Source organism: Mycobacterium kyogaense, assembly GCF_003254575.1.
GTDB lineage: Bacteria > Actinomycetota > Actinomycetes > Mycobacteriales > Mycobacteriaceae > Mycobacterium > Mycobacterium kyogaense.
In genome coordinates this window covers 1-10,260 of sequence record NZ_QJUA01000079.1, presented here as the reverse complement: position 1 = coordinate 10,260, position 10,260 = coordinate 1, and the positions used below count along the sequence as shown (strand labels likewise).

10 protein-coding genes and 1 pseudogene are annotated in these 10,260 nt (G+C 69.6%); 6 read left to right on the top strand and 5 right to left on the bottom strand.

Annotated features, from left to right (window positions below; translation table 11 throughout):
- Positions 1 to 120: 120 nt before the first annotated feature.
- The 3 genes from DMB80_RS27275 to DMB80_RS27265 are packed head-to-tail and all read right to left on the bottom strand — an operon-like array spanning position 121 to position 2,587.
- Positions 121 to 852, bottom strand: coding sequence for an adenosylcobinamide-GDP ribazoletransferase (locus DMB80_RS27275; protein WP_111512686.1), 732 nt, complete (start codon positions 850 to 852; stop codon positions 121 to 123).
- A 2-nt stretch (positions 853 to 854) separates the two neighbouring features.
- Positions 855 to 1,898, bottom strand: coding sequence for a nicotinate-nucleotide--dimethylbenzimidazole phosphoribosyltransferase (gene cobT / locus DMB80_RS27270; RefSeq protein ID WP_111512685.1), 1,044 nt, complete (start codon positions 1,896 to 1,898; stop codon positions 855 to 857).
- A gap of 8 nt (positions 1,899 to 1,906) precedes the next feature.
- A complete protein-coding gene (locus DMB80_RS27265; protein WP_111512684.1) occupies positions 1,907 to 2,587 on the bottom strand; it encodes a DUF3043 domain-containing protein in 681 nt (226 codons plus the stop codon).
- A gap of 80 nt (positions 2,588 to 2,667) precedes the next feature.
- Between DMB80_RS27265 and DMB80_RS27260 the strand changes: the two genes are divergently transcribed.
- Both DMB80_RS27260 and DMB80_RS27255 read left to right on the top strand, forming a co-directional pair.
- On the top strand, positions 2,668 to 3,753 hold the full coding sequence (locus DMB80_RS27260; protein WP_111512683.1) for a glycerate kinase family protein: 1,086 nt from the start codon (positions 2,668 to 2,670) through the stop codon (positions 3,751 to 3,753).
- 108 nt (positions 3,754 to 3,861) lie between these two features.
- Entirely contained in the window at positions 3,862 to 4,239 is a 378-nt protein-coding gene (locus DMB80_RS27255; RefSeq protein WP_046366532.1) for a HesB/IscA family protein, read from the top strand.
- Position 4,240: 1 nt separating this feature from the next.
- On the opposite strand, the gene DMB80_RS27250 is transcribed toward DMB80_RS27255, so the two are convergent.
- Positions 4,241 to 4,918: an Rv0361 family membrane protein gene (locus DMB80_RS27250; RefSeq protein WP_111512682.1), complete on the bottom strand. Its 678-nt coding sequence runs from the start codon at positions 4,916 to 4,918 to the stop codon at positions 4,241 to 4,243.
- Positions 4,919 to 5,110: 192 nt separating this feature from the next.
- Here DMB80_RS27250 and DMB80_RS27245 point away from each other — a divergent pair, with 192 nt between their 5' ends.
- On the top strand, positions 5,111 to 6,085 hold the full coding sequence (locus tag DMB80_RS27245; RefSeq protein WP_048424072.1) for a carbohydrate kinase family protein: 975 nt from the start codon (positions 5,111 to 5,113) through the stop codon (positions 6,083 to 6,085).
- On the opposite strand, the gene asnB is transcribed toward DMB80_RS27245, so the two are convergent.
- Complete coding sequence (gene asnB, locus DMB80_RS27240; RefSeq protein WP_111512681.1) at positions 6,082 to 8,013, bottom strand: asparagine synthase (glutamine-hydrolyzing); 1,932 nt, start codon at positions 8,011 to 8,013, stop codon at positions 6,082 to 6,084. The genes DMB80_RS27245 and asnB overlap by 4 nt on opposite strands.
- Positions 8,014 to 8,181: 168 nt before the next feature.
- Here asnB and ctaC point away from each other — a divergent pair, with 168 nt between their 5' ends.
- From ctaC to DMB80_RS27225, 3 genes and pseudogenes are all read left to right on the top strand, one after another.
- Entirely contained in the window at positions 8,182 to 9,207 is a 1,026-nt protein-coding gene (gene ctaC, locus DMB80_RS27235; RefSeq protein ID WP_111512680.1) for an aa3-type cytochrome oxidase subunit II, read from the top strand.
- Positions 9,208 to 9,215: 8 nt separating this feature from the next.
- On the top strand, positions 9,216 to 9,635 hold the full coding sequence (locus DMB80_RS27230; protein WP_111512679.1) for a cytochrome c oxidase subunit 4: 420 nt from the start codon (positions 9,216 to 9,218) through the stop codon (positions 9,633 to 9,635).
- A gap of 178 nt (positions 9,636 to 9,813) precedes the next feature.
- Positions 9,814 to 10,260: pseudogene (locus DMB80_RS27225) on the top strand (hypothetical protein); the annotation flags it as partial.

The window sequence follows — 10,260 nt, the reverse complement described above, 5'->3', positions numbered from 1 at the left end:
CGACACCTCCGGGGCGTGTCAGGAGGTCCGCGCGCGTCAACACACGGACCCAAAGGAATCGGTTACAGATCCCTTCCTGACACCTCCGGAGGCATTTGAGAAGGACTAACTCGATCTATATCAGCGGATCGCCAGGCCCACCGCGACGATCGTCGTCGTCACCTCAACGGCGGCACCGAGCACGTCGCCGGTGATACCGCCGAAGCGGCGCACGCAGTGCGCCACCAGCGTCATCGCCGCGGCCACCGCGAGCACCACGACGAGCGGACCCTGCCAGAGGGTCCCGCAGATCGGCGCGGCGGCCGCGGCGGTGCAGGCCACCCAACCCCAGCCCACCCAGGCCGGTTGCGTTCCCGCGACCGCGCCGCCCAGCGAGCTACCCGGCGCCGCGGGCACGCCGCGCCGGCATGCCATCACCGCCGCGACCCGGCCGGCCACGACGGCGACCAGTACGCCGGCCCACCCCGCCTGCGTGAAACCCAGCGTCTGGATCAGCACCGTCGCCGCGACCGCCGCCACCCCGAAAGGACCGGCCGTACCTTCCCGCATCACGGCCAGCGCACGCTCCGGCGGGCCGTAACACCCGAGAGCGTCCGTGGTGTCGGCCAGGCCGTCGATGTGCAGGCCGCGGGTGGCCAGCAGCAGCGTCGCGACCGCCAGCGCGCCGGCGAGTGGAGCGCCCGGGCCGAACGCCCAGAATCCCGCCGCCAGCACCGCTGCGGCCACCCCGCCCAGCGCCACGCCGGCGACCGGCAGCGCGCTGACCACACCCCGACCCACGAGCGCAGTGCGCGACGCCGGCACCGGCAGTACCGTCGCGAACGCGAAAGCGCCTGCCAGTGAACGGATCACGGTCAGCCCCCGGAGATCCCGGCCTCTTCGAACGTGGCCATCGACGTGAGCGTGGCGACGGCGGCGCGCAGCACCGGCAGCGCGACCAGCGCTCCGGAGCCCTCGCCCAACCGCATCCCGAGATCGATGATCGGGGTCAACCCCAGCTCCGTGAGCGCCATCCCGTGCGCCGGCTCGGTGGACCGGTGCCCCGCCTGCCACCACAGCCGGGCGCCCGGCGCGAGCCGCTCGGCGGCCAGCGCCGCAGCGGTCACCACGACGCCGTCGAGCAGCACCGGGGTGCGTCGCAGCGCAGCCTGGGCGCAGAACCCCGTCATCGCCGCCAGATCGGCGCCGCCGCAGATGCGAAGCAGCGCAATCGGATCCGCTGACAAGCGTTTGGTGCGGTAGAGCGCGTCGCGGATCGCGGCGGTCTTGCGCTTCCAGCCCTCGTCGTCGATGCCGGTGCCTCGACCCACCACCGCAACCGGTTCGGCCCCGGTCAGGGCCGCCACCAGCGTGGTGGCCGGGGTGGTGTTGCCGATACCCATGTCGCCGGCGATCAGCAGGTCGGCGCCGGCGTCGACTTCCTCGTCGGCGATGCGGCGGCCCGCCTCGACGGCCGCGACCACCTCGTCAGGACCGAGCGCGTCTTCGACGGCGATGTTGCCGCTCGAGCGTCGCACCTTGTGGGCGCCGATGTCCGGCGACAGCGGCTCTTCGGTGTCGACGGCGATGTCGACGACGCGCACTCCCGCGTCCGCGAGCGAGGCCAGCACGTTGACCGCGGCGCCGCCGGCGGCGAAGTTGGCCATCATCGCCGCGGTGACCTCGGCAGGGTAGGCCGACACTCCCGCCGCCGTGACACCGTGGTCACCGGCGAACACGACCACCCGCGCACGCTCGAATTGCCGTGGGGGACATGCGCCTTGGCACGACGACACCCACACCGAGAGGTCTTCGAGGCGGCCCAGCGCGCCCGCGGGTTTGGTCAGCTGCGCCTGCCGGGCCCGCGCGGCGGCGGCGGCGTCGGGGTCGGGTGCGGCGATCTCAGGGAAGTAGGACACCGACGGCGTCAGTCGATTTTCGCGCCGCGCTCGACCTGCGGGCGCGGTGCGCGCATCCGCCGCAGCTGCGACGCACGGCTGGCGGCGTAGAAGCCGAGCTTCCATCCGGATTCGGTGTTGCCGGGGAACTTCTGGTCGACCCGCCGGTTCGCCCGACGCCCCAGGAAGAAGCCGTCGACGATCATGATCAAGACCAACACGAGCATCGCCGGGGAGATCAGCTGCTGCACCTGGACCGAGGGCACCGCCAGCATGACCAGGATCAGCCCCAGCGCCGACGGCATGAACAGCCCCAGCACGTTGCGCCGCGAATCGACCAGATCACGCACGTACCGGCGCACCGGGCCCTTGTCGCGCGGCAGCAGGTAAGCGTCGTCGCCGGCCATCATCTTCTCGCGGCGCTGCGACATCTCGGCGCGGCGCTCGAGCTTGTCGGCCTTGCGCTCCTCGCGGGAGAGCTTCGGTCCGCGTAGCTCCTTGCGGCGTCGACGCGCCTCGGCAGTGGTCATCGGTGCCGGCGCGACCGGTCCGCGGCGGCGGCTCGCCTCGCTGCGCTTCGGAGTGGGCCTGCCCTTGGGCGCCGTGGTCACCCGGGCGCCGGCCGTCGCGTCATGGATCGGCTCGTCGGTCGAGGTCGAACCGGGCCGATCGTCCCCGGAGTCTTCGTTCTTGCGGCCCAGCAGCTTCACATGTGCCAGGTTACTTCCCGGCTGTGGAAACGACGCAGCCCGCCGTGCGGCACCCCCGCGTGCGACTTAATCTTCCGAAGATGTCTACGGCGAAGAACCGGACCGTCCTCATCGCGCCGGACTCCTTCGGTGACAGCCTCACCGCCGTCGCAGCGGCCCGCGCCGTCGCGACCGGGTGGGGCAGCGCCCGGCCGCAGGATCGGCTGATCCTGGCGCCGCAATCCGACGGCGGCCCCGGCTTCGTCGACGTCCTGGCCAGCCGGCTGGGTGAGCGGCGCACAGAGCGGGTCAGTGGACCACTGGCCGTCGACGTCGACGCCGAATGGGTGTTCGACCCGGGCTCCCCGGCGACCGCCTACATCGAATGCGCGCAGGCCTGCGGGCTCGCGCTGCTCGGCGGCGCGACCACGGTGCGCACGGCCGTCGACGCCCACACGAGTGGGGTCGGGGCGCTGATCGCCGCCGCGCTGGACGCCGGCGCCCGCCGCATCGTCGTCGGACTCGGCGGCAGCGGCAGCACCGACGGCGGCCGCGGCATGGTCGAGGCGCTCGGGGGGCTTACCGCTGCCCGTGAGCTGCTGGCCGACGTCGAGCTGATCGCCGCCAGTGATGTCGAACACCCACTGCTCGGCCCGCGTGGCGCGGCGGCGGTGTTCGGGCCCCAGAAGGGCGCCGACCCCGCCACCGTCGACGCGCTCGAAGAGCGGCTGACGGCGTGGGCGCGGCACCTCGACGACACGGCGGGCCGATCGGTGCGCGACGAGCCGGGGGCCGGTGCTGCCGGTGGTCTGGGTGCGGCGCTGCTGGCTCTGGGGGCACGCCGCGAATCCGGGGCGGCGATCATCGCCGAGCACACCGGACTGGCCGCCGATCTGGCCGCCGCGGACCTCGTGATCACCGGCGAAGGGCGCTTCGACGATCAATCGCTGCACGGCAAGGTGGTCAGCGCGCTGGCCGCGGGGGCGGGTCGGCGGGGCGTACCGGTGCTGGTTCTGGCCGGTCAGGTGACCCTGTCGGAGCAGGAGCGGGCCACCGCGGGCATCGCGGCCGCCCACTCGATCGCCGACCACGCCGGCTCGGTGCGCCGGGCCATCGACGAGGCGGACGAGCAGCTCACCAGCCTGGCCGCCGAGGTCGCGGCGGCGTGGACGTGGGTGCAGGCGTAGACGGGAACGGGGTCGGACCGTGGGAATACCGTTCGAACGAGGTACCGTTGAACACGTGGGGTCACGGCGTTGTTGGCCCTACCCACGAACATCCACACAGGAGTATTCATGACTGTTCAGGACGAGTCGGCAGTGCAGGCAGGACAGGCCACCGACGCCCAACACGGCGTGATCCTGACGGAGGCCGCGGCGACCAAGGCGAAAGCGCTGCTCGATCAGGAGGGCCGGGACGATCTGGCGCTGCGGATCGCGGTCCAGCCCGGCGGCTGCGCGGGTCTGCGTTACAACTTGTTCTTCGACGATCGCACCCTCGACGGTGACCTGACCGTCGAATTCGGCGGGGTCAACCTGACGGTGGACCGGATGAGCGCCCCCTACGTGCAGGGTGCGTCCATCGATTTCGTCGACACCATCGAGAAGCAGGGGTTCACCATCGACAACCCCAACGCCACCGGCTCCTGCGCCTGCGGCGACTCCTTCAACTGAGCTAGTACTGGCCTGCCGTACGCGGCAGGTAGGAGCACACCAGCACGTCGTTGTCGACCGAGACCAGCTGAGCGATCGCCTGCTCCTCGGCATCGGCGGGCTGTGTGCGTGACGAACGGCTCTGCGGCGTCACTTTCATCGTGAACAGCACCTGGGCCTGTGTCGGCGACGACAACACCATCTTGTCGACCGAGGTGACCTGCGCGCTGCTGTACTGCTTGCGGAACGCATCGCTGGACAGGCTCGCCAACGCGAGGTCCGATCGGCGTTCCTTCACCGCGTCGAACAATCCGCACAGGCTGTGCCGCGCCACGGTCTCGGCGTCGCCGTTGGTCAGCGCGTCGAGGTAGTTCTGGATCGCGTTGCGCGCAGACGCCTCGGTCAGCGCACCGTTGCCCGAGCTGTCAGCCTCACCGCGGGTGAGGGCCACGGCCGTGATGATGCCGGCCACCGCGAGAACGGCGATGATCGCCACCGCGATAGCGATCCAGCGACGTCGCCGCGGCGGGTAGGGCACCGGCGGCGGCAGCGTGCCCGGATAGGCGGCGGTGAACCCGGAGTCGGGGAATGGCTGCCGGCCGGGGCCCTGCTGACCGTACGGCTGTTGCCCGTAATTTCCGGGATAGTCCTGCGGTCCGGCTGGTCCAGCTCCGTAGTGGGGCGGGTAGGGACCAGTCATACATGAGCTCCCGGGCAGGTCGGTGGATTCGGGTCCGTGGATTGCGATTGTCGATTGTGTTGCCTCTACAGTGGCCCAGTAGGGGCACTCATAGGCAGGTTAGCGCACGTGCGCAGGCTGCCCCGGCCGGCGAAGAGAGCGACGGCGGGGCCCGACTAGGGTGTCTGACGACTTCACGAAGGGTGTGACTGCGTGACCATTGCCGTGACCGGATCGATCGCCACCGATCATCTGATGCGCTTCCCCGGCCGCTTCTCCGAGCAATTGCTGGCCGACCACCTGCAGAAGGTGTCGCTGAGCTTTCTCGTCGACGATCTGGTGATGCACCGCGGCGGTGTCGCCGGCAACATGGCCTACGCGATGGGCGTGCTGGGCGGCCGCCCGACACTGATCGGCGCCGTCGGCGCCGACTTCGACGACTACCGTGAGTGGCTGACCGGGGCCGGCGTGAACTGCGACGCGGTTCTGGTGTCCGACTCCGCCTACACCGCGCGGTTCGTCTGCACCACCGACGAGGACATGGCGCAGATCGCGTCGTTCTATCCCGGAGCGATGTCGGAGTCTCGCAACATCAAGCTCGCTGACGTCGTGACGCGCACGGGCACACCGGATCTGGTGATCATCGGCGCCAACGATCCCGAGGCGATGTTCCTGTACACCGAGGAATGCCGGGCGCTGGGGCTGTCGTTCGCCGCGGACCCGAGCCAGCAGTTGGCGCGCCTGTCCGGCGACGAGATCCGGCGGTTGATCGACGGCGCCACCTACCTGTTCACCAACGACTACGAGTGGGACCTGCTGCTGCAGAAGTCCGGCTGGTCGGAGGCAGAGGTCATGCAGCAGATCCAGCTGCGCGTCACCACGCTGGGAGAGAAGGGCGTCGACCTGGTGGGCCGCGACGGGACGTTCGTCCACGTCGACGTCGTGCCGGAGCGGCGTCGCGAGGATCCGACCGGTATCGGCGACGCGTTCCGCGCGGGCTTCCTGACCGGCCGCGACGCGGGGCTGCCGCTGGAGCGGGCCGCGCAGCTGGCCTCGCTGGTGGCGACGCTGGTGCTCGAGGCGCCCGGTCCGCAGGAGTGGACGTGGGATCGGGACGACGCGATCACGCGGCTGACCGACGCCTACGGCGACGAGGCAGGCCGCGAGATCGCCCAGGCGCTCGCCTAGAGCTGGACCGGGTAGGTCGGCTCGCTGATCGTCGGCGTCACGCTGCCCTCGATGAAGATCGCGTGCCACAGCAGGAAGATCAGCACCGTCCACAGCCGGCGGCTGTGATCGGCGCCGCCCGCGCGGTGTTCGTCGAGCATCGTCCGCACTGCCACGAGATCGATCAGATCGCCGGCGCCTGAGGCCGCGATCGTCGCGTAGGCCCAGTCCAGCAACTCGCCCGCGCGCAGCCAGTGCCGGATCGGCACCGGGAAGCCCAGCTTCGGTCGGTGCAGGACATGCGGCGGGATGATCGGCTCCAGCGCCTTGCGCAGCGCGTACTTCGTCGTCGCCCGGGTGATCTTCTGGTCGTAGGGCAGCCGGGAGGCGACCGCGAACACCTCGGGGTCCAGGAACGGCACCCGCAGCTCCAGCGAGTTCGCCATCGTCATCTTGTCGGCCTTGACCAGGATGTCGCCGCGCAGCCACGTGAACAGGTCGATGTGCTGCATCCGCGCCACCGGATCCCAGCCGGCCGACTGCGCGTACACCGGCGCGGTGACGTCGGTGTGCGTCCACTCCGGGCGGAACCGCGCCAGCACCGCGCGCAGCTGCGCGTCGGAGAAGCTGCGGGCGTTGCCGTAATAACGCTCCTCCAGCGTCTGCGAGCCGCGGTGCAGCAGGCTCTTGCCCCGCATCCCCTCGGGCAGCGGCCCGGCCATCCGGCCGACCGACTTGCGCACGCCGCGGGGCAGATAGTCGAACGGCTTCAACGACAAGGGTTCCCGATAGATGGTGTAGCCGCCGAACAACTCGTCGGCGCCCTCACCCGAGAGCACCACCTTGACGTGCTTGCGCGCCTCGCGGGCGATGAAGAACAACGGCACCAGCGCCGGGTCGGCGACCGGCTCGTCGAGGTACCAGACGATCTCGGGCAGCGCCTCGACGAACTCGGCCTGGCTGACGACCTTGGTGACGTGCCGCGCGCCGATCGCCTCGGCCGAGGCGACCGCGACGTCGACCTCGGAGAAGCCGGCCCGCTCGAAACCCGTGGTGAACGTGATCAGGCGCGGGTTGTGCCGCATCGCCAGCGCCGCGATCGCCGTGGAGTCGATGCCGCCCGACAGGAACGACCCGACGGTGACGTCGGCGCGCATGTGCTTGGCCACCGAATCCTCGAGTACCGCGGTGATCTCGTCGTAGCGCGACTGCTCGCGTCCCGCCACGAAAGCCACGGGGGCGAACCGCGGGGTGAAATAACGCGTCACCTCGGGTGTGCCGCCGGGGCGCACACGCGCGTAGCTGCCCGACTCCAGCCGGCGAATGCCGTGCTGCAGCGTCTCGGGCTCGGGCACGTACTGCAGCACGGTGTAGTGCTGAACGGCGCGCTCGTCGATGCTCAGATCGATGCCCAACTGGCCGGCGAGGTCGAGCAGACACTTCTTCTCGCTGCCGACAGCGGTGCCACCCGGCCCGGTGGCCATGTAGAGCGGCTTGATGCCGAACGGGTCGCGGGCGCAGAACAGTTCCTCGGTGACGGTGTCCCACAGCGCGAACGCGAACATGCCCCGCAACCGGCCGAGAGCCTCGGCACCCCAGTAGTGATAGGCGGCGACGATCGCCTCGCCGTCGCCGTCCGTGTGGAAGACCGCTCCGTGCTCGGCGCGCAGCGCCTCCCGCAGCTCCAGATAGTTGTAGATCTCACCGTTGAACACCAGCGCGTAGCGCTCCGGCGCATCGGCCGGCCCCCACCGCAGCGGCTGGTGACTGTGGGCGATGTCGATGATCGAGAGGCGGTTGAACCCCAGGACCACGCGGTCGTCGTTCCAGGTGCCGGGCTCGTCAGGGCCCCGGTGACGCATCAGATGGCTGGCACCTGACACTGCGTCGACGAGGCTGGGGTAGACCTCATGGGCAGGATCGGTCACCAACGCCAGCAGTCCGCACACGGCGTCAGTATGTCTGATCTCCCGGCGTCTTCCCGAAAGCGGCGGGAGCAACTCCTGACATTGGCCCGGTCGCATGGAACTGCTCGGGAAGCGTGGTCTACGCTGCGTAGTATTCAATGCAGCCGTCTGACCGTCCGGCGGTCGATCGACTTGGTAGGAGGCGCCAACGTGCCCGCTCGCGGCCTGAAGTTGGTGGCATTGTCCCTGCTCCTGGGAGGGACGACGGTCCTGCTCAGCGGATGCAGCTGGTCTGATGCTCTCGCCCTGGGGTGGCCCAAGGGCATCACCCCGGAAGCTCACCTGAACCGTGAACTGTGGATCGGTTCGATGATCGCCGCGCTCGTCGTCGGCGCCATCGTCTACGTCATGCTGTTCTGGACCGTGGTGTTCCACCGGAAGAAGAAGGGCGAGCAGGAACTGCCCCGCCAGTTCGGCTACAACATGCCGCTCGAGCTGGCCCTGACGGTCACCCCGTTCCTCATCATCTCGGTGCTCTTCTACTTCACCGTCGTCGTGCAGGAACGGATGCTGCACAAGGACCCCAACCCCGAGGTCGTCGTCGACGTCACCGCGTTCCAGTGGAACTGGAAGTTCGGCTACCAGAAGATCAACTTCGGTGACGGGACGTTCAGCTACGACGGTGTCGACAACGCGCGCAAAGAGGCCATGACCTCCAAGCCGGAGGGCACCTACGAGAACGGCGAGGAGCGCGTCGGCGCGATCCGCGGCCTCAACCCCGAAGACCGCACCTACCTGAACTTCGACAAGGTCGAGACGCTCGGCTCGTCGGAAGAGATCCCGGTGCTGGTGGTGCCGGCCGGCAAGCGCATCGAGTTCCAGATCGCCTCGGCCGACGTGATCCACGGCTTCTGGGTGCCGGAGTTCCTGTTCAAGCGCGACGTGCTGCCGGACCCGAAGGCGAACAACTCCGACAACATCTTCCAGGTCAGCGAGATCAACCAGACCGGCGCCTTCGTGGGCCGCTGCACCGAGATGTGCGGCACCTACCACTCGATGATGAACTTCGAGCTGCGCGTCGTGGAGCCCAACGATTTCAAGGCCTACATGGATCAGCGCATCGCCGGCAAGACCAACGCCGAGGCGCTGCAGGCGATCAACCAGTCACCGGTCGCGACCACCACCAAGCCGTTCGACACGCGCCGCGGTGAGCAGGCGCCCCAGGCGAGCAGGTAGGACAGCAGATGCACATCGAAGCCCGGTTGTTCGAGTTCCTCACGGCGTTCTTCGCGCTGGCGACAGTGGTGTACGCGGTGCTCACCGCGCTGTTCGCCACCGGCGGGGTGGAGTGGGCCGGTACCACGGCGCTCGCCCTGACCACGGGTCTGACGCTGATCACCGGCACGTTCTTCCGCTTCGTCGCACGCCGGTTGGACACCCGACCCGAAGACTACGAGGACGCCGAGATCGCTGACGGCGCCGGCGAACTGGGCTTCTACAGCCCGCACAGCTGGTGGCCGGTCATGATCGCGCTGTCCGCGTCGGTCACCGCGGTCGGCATGGCGCTGTGGCTGCCGTGGCTGATCGTCGGCGGCGTCTGCTTCGTGCTCACCACGGTGTCCGGCCTGGTCTTCGAGTACCACACCGGGCCCGAGAAGCATTAGCCGCTGACGTCTGTCGGCGCCGCAGCCCGGGCAAGGTCACAATCCGGCATGAGTTGCCCGGCGACCGTCTTCCTGCCCCTGTTCTCGGCGCCGCGGTTGGGTAGTGTTGCCGGCGCACCGCGAGCCGCCATCGGCGGTGACCGGAGCCCGAGAAGCTGGCTGAGAAGGATTGACGCACATGAGCGGGCCTAGAGGCGACGAGCCGGGCGACCGGTCTCCAGCCGATGAACCGACACAGGACGTGTCGGGTCTCACCCCGGACAGCGACGCCGGTGCGCCAGGCATCGATGACACCGACCACTACTCGCGGGCGTACTCCGCGCCCGAGTCCGAGCAATTCGTCCCGCCCGCGTACGTCCCCGCGGAATCGTCGCCCTACGACTACGACAACTACGACGCAGCCGCCGAGGCGGGGGAGACCCCCGAGCCGCCACGCTGGCCCTGGGTGGTCGGCGTCGTCGCGATCGTCGCCGCGATCGCGCTGGTGGTGTCGGTGTCGGTCCTGGTGACCCGCACCGACACCGACAACCTCGCGACGCCGGAGACCACCACCAGCGCGCCGCCTCCCGTCCAGGACGAGATCACCACCACGACGCCGCCACCCCCGCCGCCTCCGCCGCCGACC

Bases quoted from the DNA above. Each gene is read 5' to 3' on its own strand.
- DMB80_RS27260 (WP_111512683.1), top strand. From the start codon at position 2,668: ATGTCTACGGCGAAGAACCGGACCGTCCTCATCGCGCCGGACTCCTTC.
- DMB80_RS27255 (WP_046366532.1), top strand. From the start codon at position 3,862: ATGACTGTTCAGGACGAGTCGGCAGTGCAGGCAGGACAGGCCACCGAC.
- DMB80_RS27250 (WP_111512682.1), bottom strand. From the start codon at position 4,918: ATGACTGGTCCCTACCCGCCCCACTACGGAGCTGGACCAGCCGGACCG.
- DMB80_RS27230 (WP_111512679.1), top strand. From the start codon at position 9,216: ATGCACATCGAAGCCCGGTTGTTCGAGTTCCTCACGGCGTTCTTCGCG.